The 17,052-nt window shown below is 44.0% G+C and carries 15 protein-coding genes; 7 read left to right on the top strand and 8 right to left on the bottom strand.

Annotated elements, in window-relative coordinates:
- Positions 1-100 precede the first annotated feature (100 nt).
- From CLV31_RS20215 to CLV31_RS20195, 5 genes are all read right to left on the bottom strand, one after another.
- The gene (locus CLV31_RS20215) at positions 101-844 is read right to left on the bottom strand and encodes a GLPGLI family protein (protein ID WP_111394900.1); all 744 of its coding nucleotides are present in this window, start codon (positions 842-844) and stop codon (positions 101-103) included.
- A gap of 28 nt (positions 845-872) precedes the next feature.
- On the bottom strand, positions 873-3,686 hold the full coding sequence (locus CLV31_RS20210) for an outer membrane beta-barrel family protein (RefSeq protein ID WP_111394899.1): 2,814 nt from the start codon (positions 3,684-3,686) through the stop codon (positions 873-875).
- Between the two features lie 688 nt (positions 3,687-4,374).
- A complete protein-coding gene (gene rsmG, locus CLV31_RS20205) occupies positions 4,375-5,019 on the bottom strand; it encodes a 16S rRNA (guanine(527)-N(7))-methyltransferase RsmG (RefSeq protein WP_111394898.1) in 645 nt (214 codons plus the stop codon).
- Positions 5,019-5,630, bottom strand: a complete 612-nt coding sequence (locus CLV31_RS20200; protein ID WP_111394897.1) for an RNA polymerase sigma factor — start codon at positions 5,628-5,630, stop codon at positions 5,019-5,021. The genes rsmG and CLV31_RS20200 overlap by 1 nt, the downstream gene beginning before the upstream one ends.
- The gene (locus tag CLV31_RS20195; RefSeq protein WP_111394896.1) at positions 5,621-6,760 is read right to left on the bottom strand and encodes a glycosyltransferase; all 1,140 of its coding nucleotides are present in this window, start codon (positions 6,758-6,760) and stop codon (positions 5,621-5,623) included. The genes CLV31_RS20200 and CLV31_RS20195 overlap by 10 nt, the downstream gene beginning before the upstream one ends.
- A gap of 123 nt (positions 6,761-6,883) precedes the next feature.
- Between CLV31_RS20195 and tgt the strand changes: the two genes are divergently transcribed.
- Genes tgt through CLV31_RS20180 form a run of 3 tightly spaced genes read left to right on the top strand, consistent with a single transcriptional unit; the run spans position 6,884 to position 10,006 of the window.
- Positions 6,884-8,014, top strand: coding sequence for a tRNA guanosine(34) transglycosylase Tgt (gene tgt, locus CLV31_RS20190; RefSeq protein WP_111394895.1), 1,131 nt, complete (start codon positions 6,884-6,886; stop codon positions 8,012-8,014).
- 3 nt (positions 8,015-8,017) lie between these two features.
- Positions 8,018-9,091, top strand: coding sequence for an LptF/LptG family permease (locus CLV31_RS20185; protein WP_111394894.1), 1,074 nt, complete (start codon positions 8,018-8,020; stop codon positions 9,089-9,091).
- Positions 9,092-10,006, top strand: coding sequence for a DMT family transporter (locus tag CLV31_RS20180; RefSeq protein ID WP_111394893.1), 915 nt, complete (start codon positions 9,092-9,094; stop codon positions 10,004-10,006).
- A 3-nt stretch (positions 10,007-10,009) separates the two neighbouring features.
- Here the strand turns inward: CLV31_RS20180 and CLV31_RS20175 are convergent, their stop codons facing one another.
- The 3 genes from CLV31_RS20175 to ispE form a co-directional block, all read right to left on the bottom strand.
- Positions 10,010-10,321: a type II toxin-antitoxin system PemK/MazF family toxin gene (locus CLV31_RS20175; protein ID WP_245943455.1), complete on the bottom strand. Its 312-nt coding sequence runs from the start codon at positions 10,319-10,321 to the stop codon at positions 10,010-10,012.
- A gap of 7 nt (positions 10,322-10,328) precedes the next feature.
- Positions 10,329-10,571 carry a ribbon-helix-helix domain-containing protein gene (locus tag CLV31_RS20170; RefSeq protein ID WP_111394891.1) on the bottom strand — a complete coding sequence of 81 codons (243 nt, stop codon included), beginning with the start codon at positions 10,569-10,571 and terminating at the stop codon, positions 10,329-10,331.
- A gap of 69 nt (positions 10,572-10,640) precedes the next feature.
- Positions 10,641-11,447: a 4-(cytidine 5'-diphospho)-2-C-methyl-D-erythritol kinase gene (gene ispE / locus CLV31_RS20165; RefSeq protein ID WP_111394890.1), complete on the bottom strand. Its 807-nt coding sequence runs from the start codon at positions 11,445-11,447 to the stop codon at positions 10,641-10,643.
- Positions 11,448-11,975: 528 nt separating this feature from the next.
- Between ispE and ilvD the strand changes: the two genes are divergently transcribed.
- From ilvD to ilvC, 4 genes are all read left to right on the top strand, one after another.
- Positions 11,976-13,664, top strand: a complete 1,689-nt coding sequence (gene ilvD / locus CLV31_RS20160) for a dihydroxy-acid dehydratase (RefSeq protein WP_111394889.1) — start codon at positions 11,976-11,978, stop codon at positions 13,662-13,664.
- A 14-nt stretch (positions 13,665-13,678) separates the two neighbouring features.
- Positions 13,679-15,361 carry a biosynthetic-type acetolactate synthase large subunit gene (ilvB, locus tag CLV31_RS20155; protein ID WP_111394913.1) on the top strand — a complete coding sequence of 561 codons (1,683 nt, stop codon included), beginning with the start codon at positions 13,679-13,681 and terminating at the stop codon, positions 15,359-15,361.
- 9 nt (positions 15,362-15,370) lie between these two features.
- Positions 15,371-15,871 carry an acetolactate synthase small subunit gene (gene ilvN, locus CLV31_RS20150; RefSeq protein WP_111394888.1) on the top strand — a complete coding sequence of 167 codons (501 nt, stop codon included), beginning with the start codon at positions 15,371-15,373 and terminating at the stop codon, positions 15,869-15,871.
- A 132-nt stretch (positions 15,872-16,003) separates the two neighbouring features.
- Positions 16,004-17,047 (top strand): ketol-acid reductoisomerase, encoded by a 1,044-nt coding sequence (gene ilvC / locus CLV31_RS20145; protein ID WP_111394887.1) that lies wholly within the window; start codon positions 16,004-16,006, stop codon positions 17,045-17,047.
- The last annotated feature ends 5 nt before the right edge of the window (positions 17,048-17,052 follow it).

Below are 17,052 nucleotides of genomic sequence, written 5' to 3'. Positions count from 1 at the left end.
AATAGCGCATAATCCTGAAAGATTTCAATCTCAGTCCACAGGATGGAATAATGCCCGGTAATTTTTATGCTTTATCCATGCTGGAGTTTTTACTGCCTCATCAATACCTTAATCCCCACATCCAAGCTTGCTTGCTTTCGATCGAAGTTTGAATAAATTTCTTCACGAGATCTTGATATTCATTACCGGATACTTCTTTTCCCTTCATTTTTTTGGGAAGAGTGATGATTTTTTCCGGTTCCCCGAAAGTAATTTTTTCAGCTTCCACGATGAGCATGCCGTCGTTGATGTCATAGGCTAAAATCAAACCCGGAAGCCCGAATTGTTCCTCAGGACCGATGGGGACAGGAATGTCTGAGGCAAACCATGCCGTGATCTTTTGGCCTTTGACAGGGTCTTCGCTCACCGCTTTCATGCACATATGCCCGAGAATATCCCGTATTTCGTTCATCACTCTCCATTTGGGAGGGTTTAGATTTCCACGAACCACATAGGTTTTGCCCATCTGATCCATGTACTTCAGAAAGGTTTGATCTTGGAGATTGTTTTCAATGAAATAGTCTTCTACTTGCCAAGAGTAGCTGCGCACTTCATAAGGTTCGCCGTAGGTGTAGATACTTTTTTCTGGCCAAAACTGAAGCTTCATCCGAGTACTGTAGCCTTCAGGATTATTCCAGGTGAGTTGAATTCTATCCCTTTCCTGCTGGGTCAGGTGGGGTAGACTGGAATAGATTTTATCATAGAAAATCTTATAGCGGTATTCTACCTCACCCACTATATTTTGGGCTCTAAGTCCTGTAGCAATCAGGAGCAGCAAAATGGTTTTTAGAAATTTTAGTTTCATGATTTTTAAGGTCGCCTGCTAGTTTGAATTATCTATTTTTTTTCACTTCAACTCCCCGCATGTTGTAAGTCACTCCGAGTAGGAAATATCTTGACAACGTTTCAATTCGTCCGGTGGATACGAAGTTTTGCCCGGCAAACTGACTGATGGTTTGATTTTGCTTGAAGATGTCATAGGCAGATAGCCTTACTTCCCATTTTTTAGCTTCACCGAGAAGTTTATAGACAAATGCATTTAGTATGGGGACTTCCTGGTTAAATCCGAAACTTTCGTTTTCAAACCGGCTGTAGGTGAACTTCATGTCAAAGTAGAAATTTTTGGGAAGCTTGACATTCATATTCGTGTAGGCGTTCAGGTTAAGGATATCCTGGTTTTGGGCGGGATTCTGTTCGTATTTGGTTTTGCTCAGGCGGAACGAGGTGCCAGCATACAGACTCAGCCATTCTGTTGGAGTCAAATCTAAATTTACGCCAAGGTTATGGCTCAGGGTATTTGTTTCTGTCTCCAGGGAGTTGATCAGGGCAAGACTTTTAGTGTAAGATGGATTGGCTGTTAAGTATGCGTTAAATTTTGTTTTCACGATAGGAAACCCAAAACCTATATAGGAAAAATACCGCTGTCCACCCGAAACGTTTCCCGAAGTGAATGTCGTAACAAAGGTTTCGGGGTCTATGGTTTGGTTTTGGACTACTTGGCTCTGGTAGAAAGTCGAATTCAATGAAAACTGGAAATTTATAAAGGTTGCAGGATCATACATGTTGTAGCCGGTATTGAAAGAATGGGTTACTTCCGGCTGTAGATCGGGATTTCCTTCACGGATATACAAGGGATTGGAAATGTCCTTGAAGGGTTGTAGATCGGAAATGTTCGGCGGAGCGACACCCATCGAGTAGCCTGCGTTGATCCGTTTGTTGCCCTTCATCGTTTTCCAGTAGGACAAGTTTGGCGTGAGATTGAGGTAACTTTTGTCCACCCGGCCAAGAATCTCACCCTCTTTTACGACTGAAAACTGCCCGTTCAATCGGTAGTTGGAGGCTGCCAAACCCACACTTAGGTTAGAGCCTTTGTTGGCATATCGGATACTGGAACCCACTCTGTTGTAGGTGATGGTGTTGTCAAAAAACCGGCTAAGATCAGGATTCAGCTCCCGGGTATCGCTGGACTCCAAATCGAATACTTTCCGGTTTATTTCGCTTATAGATTGGCTGAAATTGTAGAAGGTTTCCCAAAAAAAGATTTTTTTAATAGGCTCCACATAAAGCAAACTTGACTTGAACACGTTGGAACTATTCAATGCTTGGTTTACCTGGTCTAAATTTCTAAAATAAGTATTTGGGTCTGTGGAGTTGACGAGATCCACGATGGATTTTTGGATTCCATCCTGGTCTGCGTTGCTGTAGGTGTTACTCATACTTGCGGCAAAGTTTCTGCCGCTTTTCTGGAATTTATGCCTAAAGATTGCAGTACCCTGAAAGGCACCTGACCACCTGTTCGATTGATTGTCACGCTCCATTTGACTTTGCTCTGTACTACTGCGTATCAGCTCCTGAAAACTGGCCAAGGAGGTAGTGAGTGTGCTAAACCTTCCTTTTGCATTAATGGTGAGGGTATTGGCGCTGTCAAGTTCGTTTTGAAAACGAAGATTTGCCCGATGATGACCGGCAACGTTGTTTTGTAAACTCTGGTCAGTGGATGTAAAGGAGGCATTGTTCTGAAGAAAGTTGGTTCTGCTATTAAAGCTTTCGATGATTTGGTCACTTCGGCTGTAGAAATAGTTGCCGCTGAAATCTTTTTTGTCTTTCAGGCGATTATAATTGACTCCGATCGCTTGGTTATTGGAAAAACCAGAGCTGAGGTTATTGAACGGGATTTCGAAGGATTCTTCCCGGTCCCCTCCCGAAAAGGAAATAAAAGTCACACCACCACTTCCATTAAACCCGAAATCGCCAGTATCGCCAAATTGGAACGCTCCGCTCCCCCGAAACTCCTGAAGGTCATCCCAACTCAGTCCTGTTTGGTTGACATTGTTGCCGTATCCGATGATTGAAAACTGGTTTACTTTGTCAAACTTATTATAAGATGCATTTGAAGACCATCGCCCGTCTGTCCCTCCAGCCGCAGAAATTTTCCCAAAACCTCCTTTTTTAGCTTCCTCCTTCAGCTCGACGTTTAGGGTTTTTTCTTTAACCCCATCCTCGACTCCGGTGAGTTTTGACTGTTCTGACTTGTCATCGAAAAGCTGAAGCTTGCTTATCGACTCTGCATTCAAGTTTTGCGTGGCCATTTTCGTATTTCCGCCAAAAAACCGTCTCCCATCCACCGTTACTTTCTGAACTTGCTGTCCTTGGGCTACAATATTTCCATCTACATCGATCTGAATTCCGGGTAGCTTGCGCAATAGGTCTTCCAAAGTCGCTCCAGGCGGCACTTTAAATTTGCTGGCATCATATTCAAGGGTGTCTCCGCGCATCATGAGGGGCGCCTTAGCAGCTTTCACTACCACCTCGTAGAGTTCTTGAAGAATAGGCGTTAAGGTAATCTCTTCCACGTCCAAAACATCTGTTTGAGGTAGTGCCAATTCTTTTTGGAAGGGGATGTAGCCCATATAAGTCGCTTTGATCAATAGGGGTTGCCGATCGACGTTTTTGAATTGGTATTCTCCTGCCTTGTTTGTCAAAGTGTAAGCCACCAAGGCAGAGTCTGTGGGACTGAGTAGCAGGACAGAGGTGTAGTCAAGCGGGAGATTGGTGGTGTCTTTCACCGTTCCCCGAATAGTAAGTTTGGATTGGGCTTGCAAAGCAAAAGTGGTGGCAAGCAGAAGGAATGAAAGTAGAAATTTCATTTTTTCAGTGGTCTATTTTTAAACTATAAAATCAATGACTAAAACCGGAATCCATTCAAAATTCATGACCAGATCATCCTTGTGTGTAGGATTCATTGAAAAGATGAAAATGCCTAGGGTTGAATGGAAATATTAGGAATCCTGTTAGGTTGAAAATTGCGTGTTGTTACTTTAAATCACATCTGACTTTTGGCTATCAATATTTTTAAGAAAATGCGGTGTCATCAATACTTTCTTCGCCTGGTTCTGATCCTGATCAAATCAAAAATTCGTTCAATCCAAGTTGGGTCTTTCGATAAAAATCGACAGTTACCTTATGATATACTGATGGTCACTTTGATACTTGAAGTTTAGTAATTATTTTTCAAAAATAGAACGACTATTTTGTTAAATAATGTTGGAAAAATAATTGGAGTAGAATTGTTGAGGAAATGATACTATTAGGGAAGCAACAAGTGCATCGCTCTGAGAAGTGAATGATGAAGAAATCATTCTAGAAAGGAGCTAAAAAAAGGAAGCTGTTAATCCGCTTTCTTACCAGTATCAACAAAAATACGGCTAATTGACCGCTAAAAGGATCAGAATCGGAAGCTTCGGTCTTCGGTCATCGGTCTTCCAACCAGCTTAACAAATAAAATAATGCAACTGGCATAATTGCGGACAATCATATAATAAAAAAAAAGAATCTTTACCTCTTATCCTCCCAAGGCATATAGACCACTTTTTTAGTCTCGAAAAATTCTTCCTTGAAGTAGTCGCTTAGGTGATAGGTGACATAGGATTTGTCGAGTTCTTCCATTTCTTCATCTACATCCCCACCTTTCAGGTAAAGGATCCCATTTTGGAATTCGTTGAAGTCTTCCCGCTTGATTTTTCCCTTGACCCAGGGATAAAAATTGATCATGCGGGTTACCGCCCGACTGATCACGAAGTCATATTTTCGTACCAAAGATTCTGCTCGGGCCTGCTGTGCCTCCACATTGCCAAGTTTGAGCGCTTTGGCTACTTCCTTGACGACGTTGATTTTTTTTCCAATGGAATCTACCAAGTGGAAGTGCGTATCTGGGAAAAGAATTGCCAAAGGGATCCCCGGAAAACCACCGCCTGTACCGATGTCCAGGACTTTGGTGCCCGGCTGAAATCTCATCACTTTTGCAATCCCCAAGGAATGAAGTACATGGTGCACATAAAACTGCTCCATGTCTTTGCGGCTGATTACATTGATTTTGGCATTCCAGTCCTCGTACAGTTCTTGCAAACGGTCAAACTGCAAGACCTGCTTTTCAGTAAGGTCAGGAAAATAGGATAAAATCAAATGGGTGCCAGAATTCATCAGATGTGTTTTTCTTTGCCGGAGGCAATTTCGTACAGAAGTTCTCTTGAGCGGTGAAGCTGCGCTTTTACGGTTCCCAAGGGCTTGTCAAGTTCTTGGGCGATCTCCTCGTAAGAAAGTTCATCGAAATAGCGAAGTTGAACGAGTTTTCTGTACTTGGCAGGGAGTTTATCGACGAATATCCGCACCATCTCGATTCGCTGAGAGCGGATAAATTCATCCTGTGGATTGTTGTCGTCGTCTTCCACATCGATATTGACCGAATTACCTCCATCATCAGACATGGTGGTATTGAGACTCATGGTTTTGAGCTTTTTCTTTCGGATAAAGTCGATGGTGTTGTTTGTCGCAATCCGGAATAGCCAAGTGGAAAAAGTGTAGTCCTTTTTGAAGCGCTCCAGATTCCGAAAAGCCTTGGCAAAAGCCTCCATGGTCAGATCTTCGGCATCGTCTGCATCACGGATCATCTTGAGAATCATGAAATAAACGGCCTTTTTATACCGCTTCATCAGCGTGGCGTAGGCTGATTGATCTTTTTCTAGGACTGCCTTGTCGATCAAGTCAAAGTCTTCTAGTGCTTTATTTGAAAAACCGCGCTCGTTTATTTCCATTGGATATCTTTTGCCTGATAGGATACAGATCCTAAAACCCAAAAATAACCTAAGTAAAAAAGGTCATTCAGGATTGGATTCATTTTGGGAGCTTTTCCCTGGATCGTTTTGGCTGCAGAGTTGAAAACACTCATCATCAAAACAGACCTTAGAAGAATAATACCCAAAACAGCCGAAAAATGTTCCCATTGCATGCCGATTCCAAAATAAATCAGCAATCCGAATCCTCCTACCCAAAATAGTGCATGGGACATGGAAAAGATGCCGATTTTTCGTTTGTCTTCTCCTCGGTAATATTTCCCGGCGTGAAGATGGCGTTTTTTCTGAACCAAATATTCTTTCCAGGTTTCCTTAGGAACAGACACCGTCGTTGCGGCTGGATCGATGACGATAGCAGCATTTTTGCCGGTCGCATAATTATTCACAAAAAGATCATCATCCCCACCCTCCAAATGCCAGAGACCTTTGAATGCCTTAACTTCCATAAAGAAACTTTTTCGGTAGCAAAGGTTTCTGCCAATACCCATAAATGGAGCTTTCCAAAGACCAAATGACAGATAAAACAATGCAGTAAGAATAGTTTCAAACTGAATCCAACGATTCAGCTGCCCAGACTTTTCCTGATAGCCTGAATAGCCAATCGCAAATGTTTTTCCTTCTTGCCTTACCGGTGCGGTCATTTTTCTTATCCATTGATCAGAATTAGGGACACAGTCTGCATCTGTCAGGAGTATGACGTCATTTTTGGCCACTTTGATACCAAGTGTAAGTGCAAATTTTTTGGAAGTGACGTGATTGGGGGTGTATTTGATGGTGACTGATCGAAGTTTTGGGTACTTGGCCATCATTTCTTCAAGCAATCGCTTGGTCCGATCGGTGCTTCGGTCATTGACGATCATCACGTCAAACTTGGGGTAATCCTGTTCGAAAAGCTTGGGGATGAGTGTCTTGAGGTTTTGGAATTCATTATGGGCAGCCACAAGGACAGTTACTCCCTCTTCAGGTTGCTGGTTAGATGATGACTTGGAAGTGGATTTAAACCAGGCCGTCCGTCCAAATATCATTAAAAGGTAAACCCCTTGAATGATAACGCCGATGCCAAAGAAAAACCAAAGTAAAAATAGGCCCATAGGTCGATTTTGCTGGGCAAATATAAAATCAATTTCAGCAAGTCATTTAAGAATAAGTGGATATTTTTGCAGGCTAAACCGGGCAAGTTGTAGATCATCACTACAGTCCTGATTATTATTAGAATGAAGTTTACATTAGAGAAAAAAGATTCCCAATCCCAGGCTCGTGCCGGTCAGATTCAAACTGATCATGGACTTATAAATACTCCGATTTTTATGCCGGTAGGTACTGCGGGTACTGTGAAGGCGGTCCATCAGCGGGAATTGAAAGAAGATATTCAGGCTCAAATTATTCTGGGAAACACGTATCACCTCTACCTACGTCCTGGATTGGATATTCTGGAAAAAGCAGGCGGACTTCATAAATTTAATGGTTGGGATCGGCCGATTTTGACAGATTCGGGAGGTTATCAGGTTTTTTCCCTTGCCGGAACCCGTAAAATCAAAGAAGAAGGCGTGACCTTCAAATCACATATAGACGGATCCAAGCATAACTTTACTCCGGAAAATGTGATGGATATTCAGCGGACTATTGGAGCGGATATTATCATGGCTTTTGATGAGTGCACGCCTTATCCCTGCGAATACGGCTATGCCCGAAATTCCATGGATATGACTCATCGTTGGCTAAAGCGGTGCATCGATCGGTTTGATGCTACGGAGGGAAAGTACGGTTACCATCAGACGCTTTTTCCGATCGTTCAGGGCTCGGTGTACAAAGATTTGCGTAAGCAAAGTGCTGAATTCATTGCCGCCCAAGGTAGAGAGGGCAATGCTATAGGGGGATTGTCCGTGGGAGAACCAGCCGAAATGATGTACGAAATGACGGAGTTGGTCACAGAGATTTTGCCAGCTGACAAGCCACGGTACCTCATGGGGGTAGGCACTCCGGCCAATATTCTTGAATGCATCGCCTTGGGAGTCGATATGTTTGACTGTGTGATGCCGACCCGAAATGCCCGAAACGGAATGCTTTTCACCTCCGAAGGCATCATTAATATCAGAAATGAGAAGTGGAAGGATGATTTCAGTCCAATCGATCCGTTGATTGGGAATTATGCAAGTTCCTTTTATTCCAAAGCATATCTTCGGCACCTGACCGTTTCCAAAGAGATTCTTGCGGCTCAGATTGCCTCCATTCATAACTTATCTTTTTACTTATGGCTGGTAGGGCAGGCACGTGAACATATCCTTTCGGGAGATTTTGGCGTTTGGAAGGATGCGATGGTAAAGAAGGTTAGTACACGACTCTGATATATGAAGATCCTCGACAAACTGATCATTAAGGAATTTTTGAAGACCTATTTTTTTGTAGTGGTCATGCTGATTCTGGTGGTATTGGTTTTGGATTTTACAGAGAAAAATGACACCTACATTCGGAATCAAGTACCGACCAAGGATATCCTGATGTACATGGGGAATTATGGGTTATATCTTAATAACCTGCTTACACCCATTACGGTCTTTATCGCAGTGATTTTCATAACTTCCAAAATGGCCGGTAGAACTGAAATAGTTGCCATTTTGAGTTCTGGGGTGAGTTTTATGAGGATGCTTCGGCCTTTCTTGATAGCCGCCTCTATGATCGGAGCAATCAGTTTTTTATTGAATGGATGGGTGCTTCCCGGTGCTACAGCAGGAGTAAGTGCTTTTAAAATTCAATACCTTGAAAAAGGACAGGCTTCCACTGATCCGAACATTCATATCAAAGTAGGACCAGATGCCTATGCTTATATCAGTAGATTTTATAGACATGGAAATACGGGATACCAATTTACCTTGGAGGAAATCCGTGATGGCCAACTGCTGTCCAAGCTTTCGTCTGATCGGATCCAGTGGGATACAGCGAAAAATGTATGGAGGCTCGAAAACTGGAGGCTTCGCGTTTTAAAGGAGTACGGAGAGGATTATCAAGTTGGCTCTGAATTAGACACGGTTCTTTCTATTACTCCCACAGATTTCAATTTGCCCGAAAATCATCATGAGACGTTAAAACTTCCGGAATTAAGTAAGCAGATCAAAATATTGGAGGACCGTGGCGCCGATAATGTGAGTTATTACCGAATCGAACGCTATGTTCGGTTTATGTCCCCATTCGCTGCGCTAATTCTTACTTTTATCGGGGTAATTATGTCTGCCAGAAAAACACGCGGGGGTTCTGGGTTTCAAATCGCAATGGGATTTTTATTGGCCTTTATTTATATTCTCTTATTTATTCTTTCAAGGACATTTGCCGAGGCCGGTACCCAATTTCCGATATTGGCGGTTTGGCTTCCCAATATTGTTTTTGCGCTCACGGGTTTGCTGCTCTATAAAACAGTTCCGAGGTAGATGCAGTCTGGATCTTTCAAAGACTATTTGCTTCTCCATTTTATTGTATTGATTTGGGGTTTTACCGCCATTTTGGGATTACTCATCAGTTTGCCTTCATTGGAGCTGGTGTTTTACAGGACGGGGATTGCCACCATTGGCGTGGCTTTGGTCATGATTTTAAGGAAAAAATCCATGATCGTCACCCCACCCGAATTGCTCAAAATCGCCGGAGTAGGGGTGTTGATTTCGCTCCACTGGATTTTCTTTTTCTGGTCAGCACGACTTTCGACTGCCTCAGTGTGCTTGGCAGGTATGGCCACTACTTCCCTTTGGACTGCCTTTGTGGAACCGATGGTCAACCGAACCAAAATAAAGTGGTATGAGGTCGCGCTTGGACTGATGGTGATTTCGGGCTTGCTGGTGATTTTTCAATTTGAGACAGGTTATTGGGTCGGATTGTCCATGGCTTTGATGTCAGCCTTTCTGGGGGCTCTTTTCTCCGTGCTGAATGGTCGATTGACTTTGCGTCATACGCCGTATCAAATCACGCTTTATGAAATGGCGTCAGCGTCCCTTTTTGCCCTGCTTTTTATGCCGATTTATGCCGCGTTTCTTACTGATGGAACTCCGATTCAGTGGGCTTGGAGAGGAATGGATTGGTTCTGGTTGTTGATTTTGGCAGGTGTTTGTACGGTCTATGCCTTTTCGGTTTCCGTGGACCTAATGAAGCGCCTTCCGGTTTTCTCGATCAATTTGACGATCAATTTGGAGCCAGTCTATGGGATTTTGCTGGCGGTGATGGTTTTTGGAGAAAGTGAAAAAATGACTCCTCAGTTTTATTTGGGCACCTTGATAATTCTGATCTCGGTTCTGATCTATCCGGTATTGAATTACTGGAACAAGCGGAGAAAAACCCCCAAAGTAATTAGTTGAAAATCAAAGCGTCGTGATATCTTGAAGTGTAGCAAGTGCCTTCTGCAATTCCTCTTTGGAGATTTCTCCGATTTTTTCGATCAATCTATTTTTGGAAAGGGATCGGATATGAAAAACCATCAGTTCAGACTCCAGCTTTAGCCCATTCACAGGAGAAGGAGTTAAAATAGGATTTCCCTGATAGTTTTTGATTTTGGAAGTAAGAGGCGCTGTAATCACCACTTGCAGAAATTTATTCATCAAGTTGCCGCTTAGGATGACTACTGGTCTTCTGCCAGCTTGTTCAGATCCGATGACTGGATTCAGATCTGACATCCAGATTTCACCCTGCCTCATCTTCGATCTGCTTCAAGTAGTCGTCCATTCCTTCTTCAGCTACCATCAGAATGTCTTCATCCTGTGCTGCCTGTCGATAAGATTTGGCATACTCGGCCCTCTTGAGGTGATCCAGGTAGAGGTTCAGTGCATTCTCTATCAATTTATTTTTGGGCAGAGAAAGCTTCTTGGCGTAGTCAGCAAGTCGCTGAAGGAGATCGTCAGGTAGTGTACTGGTGAAGGTGGCCATTGTGATTTATATTTATAGATTACAAATATAAAATCATTTTCAATTTACAACCAATTAGTCTTGAGATATTTACAAAAAACTTTCAAATCTAAAATATTGATCTGAAAATTCTATTTCAGAAGGTTGGTTGTCAAATAATCCAAACACACTCGATCCCGATCCGGACATGGCTGCATAATATGCTCCGTCGGAATACATTTTTTTCTTGATTTCGGCGATTTCCGGATGGTTTTTGAAAATGCTGGGCTCAAAATCATTCACCAGTTCAGCTTTCCAGCGACTTCGGTCCGACAATACCTCCTCGAGTTTTACTTTTGGAGGCGCGGGAGTAACCCCTGCATAAGCTTCCTTGGTACCTACGTGGATACCCGGATTGATCAAAACGAGATAGCTTCCCTTTAATGAAAGGTCGATGGACTCCAGGATTTCACCTCGGCCGCGGGCGATCTTTGGCGTATTTTCGATGAAAAAAGGGCAGTCACTTCCTAGTTCGACGGCATATTCTTCCAGAAAGAAATCATCCAAGTGCAGGTCAAAGAGATTGTTCATCAACTTCAAGGCAAAAGCACCATCGGCCGAGCCTCCTCCGAGCCCTGCACCCATGGGGATGTTTTTGTGCAGATGGATGTTGAGATTGGGTAAACCTTGAAAGTCTTTTTTGATCAGTTTTTCGGCCTTAAGGATCAGGTTGTCTTTGGGCTCTCCAGGGATAGATAATCCCGAAGAGGACCAGCTTGGTTTCTTGTCCACAATCATTTCCAACGCATCAAAAAGTGGGATCGGCACCATACAGGTTTCGATTTCGTGGTATCCATCCTTTCTTTTGGAAGTGATATGGAGACCTAGGTTGATTTTGGCGTTTGGAAATGAAATCATCGATTAATCAGTTTGGACAAAATTAACCGAATTATCGGCTGTGAATACTCTCAAATGGATATTGAAGATTCTCTAATCATTTCTGTATTTATTGGAAAATTGACATTATATCAATTTTTATCTTAAAAAAAAGCAGGTCTTTTTTAGAAAAATTTGAAGAATAAGAAAATCGATACAAAATTTTGGTCTTAGCCCGAAATTGCAAGAATTTCTAAATAATGATTTTGAATTTTACTAAAAAAAGAAATTAAATTTCAAAAAAAAACTTTAAGCCCAATTTTATTAACTGTAAATATTCCTAAGTGAAGAATTAAATATTGTAAGTCTCGGATTTGAGTTTTAATATTGTCATGTGATTCGTCAACGAAGCATATTCTCTCAAACCACGCTATGTATCCATTGGTCGTCCTGCTAAGCTTTATTATTCTCATCGGATTTTCGAAGTGAGGCACTAGACCATATACTATCCAGCATATAAAATCTAAAGTGCCTCACTAACCTGAGGCACTTTTTTTATTTACCAGACCTATGACCCAGAACAATCTCAAAAAGTACAGTTGGGAAATCAGCGACAACGACGAGCATCCGGCAGGAAAAGCCATGCTGTATGCCACTGGCTTGTCAGATAAAAAAATGAAACAACCCTTTGTGGGGATAGCGAGCTGCGGCTATGAAAGCAATCCCTGCAATATGCACCTCAATGACTTTGCCGGTCTGATCAAAGCTTCCTCTCAGGAATATGATCTGACCGGTTTGGTTTTTAATACCATCGGGATTTCTGACGGCACCTCCATGGGTACGCTTGGGATGCGGTATTCGTTGGTTTCCAGAGATATCATTGCTGACTCGATTGAGTCCTTTATTCTGGGACACTCCTTTGATGGTTGTGTAGCAGTAGCGGGTTGCGATAAAAATATGCCCGGCGCAGTGATGGGGATGTTGAGAATTAACCGGCCGGCCATTATGGTCTATGGGGGAACCATTGCTTCCGGAAATTACAAAGGTGAAAAACTCAATATCGTTTCCGCTTTTGAAGCTTTTGGGAAAAGAATCCAAGGCACTATTTCCGATGAAGATTATGATGGGGTGATCCGTAATTCCTGTCCGGGAAAAGGGGCCTGCGGTGGAATGTACACGGCCAATACCATGTCCTCTGCGATCGAAGCCATGGGAATGTCTCTTCCTTATTCCTCCTCCAATCCGGCAAACTCAGCCGAAAAGCTGAAGGAGTGTCAGGATGTCAATAAGTATATGCGTATCCTTCTGGAAAAAGATATCAAACCAAAAGATATCGTCACACGCAAAAGCATCGAAAATGCGGTAACAGTTGCGATTGCCCTTGGCGGAAGTACCAATGCTGTTTTGCACATCCTGGCGATTGCTCGTACCGCAGGTGTAGAATTCACCCTGGAAGATTTCAAAGCAATCAATGCCAAAACACCACTCATTGGTGATTTCAAACCTTCGGGCAAATTCATGATGGAGGATCTCTACGAGCAAGGCGGGCTTCCTGCATTTATGAAATACCTGCTCAACAATGGATTTCTCCATGGGGATTGCATCACCGTGACCGGGAAGACCGTGGCAGAAAACCTAGCGAACATCGATCCTATTGTGCCATCGATGGTCAATGTGATTCATCCACTGGAGACCCCAATCAAAAAGTCAGGTCATCTCTGTATTCTGAAAGGAAATCTCGCCCCAGAAGGTGCGGTATCCAAAATCACCGGAAAAGAAGGGACGGCTTTCACAGGTCCTGCGGTGGTTTTTGATTCTGAATTGGAAGCCAATGAAGCCATCCGGGATCATAAAGTAAAAGCAGGCGATGTAGTAGTCATCCGAAATGTCGGTCCAAAAGGAGCACCGGGGATGCCGGAAATGCTAAAGCCTACTTCGATGATCATTGGTGCAGGGTTGGGTTCGGACGTGGCCTTGATCACAGATGGGCGATTTTCTGGAGGCACTCACGGATTTGTCGTGGGCCACGTGACGCCCGAAGCTTGGTGTGGTGGGCCGATTGGTCTGCTGAAGGATGGGGATATCATCACGATCGATGCGGACAATTTCAAGCTATCGGTAGAGGTCACCGAAGCAGAATTTGCGGAACGCAAAAAATCTTGGTCTCCCAAGCCGATCGAGGGACTTCAGGGAACCCTCAAGAAGTACAACAAACTAGTAGCTACTGCATCCGAAGGGTGCGTTACGGATAAATTCTAAAGCCTATGAAGGACATGATGAGAGGAGCCGACATCGTCGTGCGCTCGCTGATCGCTGAGCAGGCCGAGCTGATCTTCGGGTATCCCGGAGGTGCAATCATGCCGGTCTATGATGCGTTGTATGACTATCATGATCAGATCAAGCATGTGCTCACCCGCCACGAGCAGGGAGCCATTCATGCTGCTCAAGGTTATGCCCGAGTCTCAGGCAAAGTCGGAGTCTGCCTTGCTACCTCAGGCCCCGGCGCCACCAATTTGATTACGGGTTTGGCTGATGCGCAGATTGACAGCACACCTTTAGTCTGTATCACCGGTCAGGTGGCCGCACACTTATTGGGTACCGATGCTTTTCAGGAAACTGACGTAGTCGGGATATCTATGCCGGGTACAAAGTGGAATTTTCAGGTAAGAAGGGTGGAAGATATTGCACCGGCGATTGCCAAAGGATTTTATATAGCCAGATCCGGTCGTCCCGGGCCTGTGTTGATCGATATTACCAAAAATGCCCAGGTCGATTTCGGAGAGTTCAATTATGTGCCTTGTTTGGGCTTTAGATCGTATAAAACTCATCACCCTATAGATCAGTCAGCCATTAAAGAAGCTGCCGAACTGATCAATCAGGCGGAAAGGCCTTATCTCCTTTTTGGTCAGGGGGTAGTTTTGGGAAAAGCAGAATCCGAGCTCAAGTTTTTCTTGGACAAATCCGGAATTCCGGCTGCTTCCACACTCCTGGGTTCAGGTGCACTTTCTGAAGAACATCCTAATTTCGTCGGAAAGCTGGGAATGCATGGTAATTATGCGCCCAATCTTTTAACAAATCAGTGCGATGTATTAATCGCCGTGGGAATGCGGTTTGATGATCGCGTAACCGGTGATTTAAAACGATATGCCAAGCAGGCCAAAGTCATTCACTTAGAACTTGATCCGGCAGAAATCAATAAAAATGTAAAAGCTACCGTGGCTGTTCAGGGAGATTGCCGGGAAAGTTTAGCCATGCTGACTGAGGCCATCACAGCAAAAAAGCATGAAGCTTGGATGGGTAAATTCCGTGAACTCGAGCAGCAGGAAAAAGCGGCTGTTGTTCAGCATGATCTTACCCCTACCAAAGTGGGATTGACCATGGGTGAAGTCATCCATCAGATTAATCAGTACAAGGCAGATGATGCAGTGCTGGTGACGGATGTTGGTCAGCATCAGATGATTGCCTGGAGGTATTTCCATTACAAAAAGCCCAGAACTCAGGTGACTTCTGGAGGTTTGGGCACGATGGGTTTTGCCTTGCCGGCAGCACTTGGAGCTCAGATGTACGATTATTCCCGACAGGTGATTTGCGTAGTCGGAGATGGGGGAATCCAGATGACCATTCAAGAGCTAGGCACCATCATGCAGACCAAGGCACCGGTCAAAATTGTTCTTCTCAATAATAATTATCTCGGTATGGTTCGGCAGTGGCAGCAGTTGTTTTTTGACAAGCGCTATTCATTCACCGAGCTGGATAATCCTGACTTTGTCAAGATCGCCGAGGCGTACAACATTAAATCTCAGAAAGTAACCGAGCGTCAAGATCTTCAGGAAGCCATAGAAGATATGCTGATCCATGATGGCCCATTTTTCCTTGAAGTGGTCGTAGAAAAAGAAGACAATGTATTCCCTATGATCGCCACCGGATGTTCCGTGGAGGAAGTCAGACTTAGCTAATCCAACCCTATGAAGAGATATACCATTTTCGTCATTACCGAGAACTTTATCGGAATTCTCAACCGCATCACGATCATTTTTACCCGTCGTGGAATCAATATCGATGCACTCACGGCCTCTGAGAGTCGAATTCCGGGAATTCACCGGATCACCATCGAGGTAACGGTCAACGAAGACACGGTCATCCAACTCGTCAATCAGATCGAAAAAATCATCGACGTGATCAAAGCTTTCTACCATGAAGATGAAGGCGTGGTCTATCAGGAAATCGCGCTTTACAAGATTCCGGTTTCCCGATTGGATGGAGGCTTGGAAAAAATCATCCGGCAGCACAATGCCAAGATCATCGCGGCTGAGCCGGATTTTGTGGTGCTCGAACTCACCGGACACAAAGAACAAACACAAGAACTACTCGAAATTCTCAAAGGCTATGGTCTGCTGGAATTTGCCCGCTCGGGTCGTGTGGCCGTGGCCAAGCGAATGCTCACCATAGAATCGTTTATTAAATAATTATCTCAAACCTGTTTATACAATCTAAAAATCCAACACTATGAAATCAAACCTGCCGAAGTTTTCAGCCGCTAGGCTGCTCTTTTGCTAGGCGAGATTCCATAAGGCCTTTAAAAATCAAACTACAGACTTATGAAATTGAAATTTGGAAACGTTGAAGAAAACGTAGTTACCCGGGAAGAATTTCCTTTGGAAAAAGCAAGAGAAGTGCTCAAAGACGAAGTCATTGCTGTCATTGGTTACGGTGTACAGGGACCTGGACAAGCACTTAATCTGAAAGACAACGGCTTCAACGTGATCGTCGGCCAGCGTAGCGGCTCCAAAACTTGGGACAAGGCTATTGCCGATGGCTGGGTTCCAGGTGAGACGCTTTTTGAGATCGAGGAAGCCTGTCAAAAGGGTACAATTCTTCAGTTTTTGCTCTCTGATGCGGGTCAGATTGCTCTTTGGCCAACGGTAAAAAAACACCTGACTCCAGGCAAAGCACTTTATTTCTCTCACGGTTTTGGAGTGACCTACAAAGAGAAAACAGGCATTATTCCTCCTGCTGATGTGGACGTGATCTTGGTCGCTCCAAAAGGTTCCGGTACTTCATTGAGAAGAATGTTTGTGGAAGGTCGAGGTTTGAACTCTTCCTATGCCATCTATCAGGATGCTACCGGCAAAGCTAAAGACCGCGTGGTGGCATTGGGTATTGGTGTTGGTTCGGGTTACCTTTTTGAAACAGATTTCTATCGCGAGGTGACTTCCGATTTGACCGGAGAAAGAGGAACCTTGATGGGCGCAATCCAGGGCATTTTCGCAGCTCAATACGAAGTGTTGAGATCAAACGGACATACTCCTTCCGAAGCATTCAATGAGACTGTAGAAGAATTGACCCAGTCTTTGATGCCGTTGGTTGCTGAAAACGGCATGGACTGGATGTATGCCAATTGCTCTACTACCGCACAGCGCGGAGCGTTAGATTGGTGGAAGCCTTTCCGTGATGCAACCAAGCCGGTTTTCGAGGCGCTTTACAACTCAGTAAAAACCGGAGTGGAAGCTCAAAAATCCATCGATTCCAACTCCAAGCCGGATTACAGAGAGAAGCTTGAAGCTGAATTGAAAGAATTGCGTGAGTCTGAAATGTGGCAGGCCGGTGCGGTCGTCCGTCAGTTGAGACCAGAGAATAATTAAAAACC

This window comes from Algoriphagus aquaeductus (assembly GCF_003253485.1).
In the GTDB taxonomy this organism is placed as follows: domain Bacteria; phylum Bacteroidota; class Bacteroidia; order Cytophagales; family Cyclobacteriaceae; genus Algoriphagus; species Algoriphagus aquaeductus.
The sequence above is the reverse complement of the archived record's forward strand: the minus strand, read 5'-3'. Positions and strand labels throughout refer to the sequence as shown.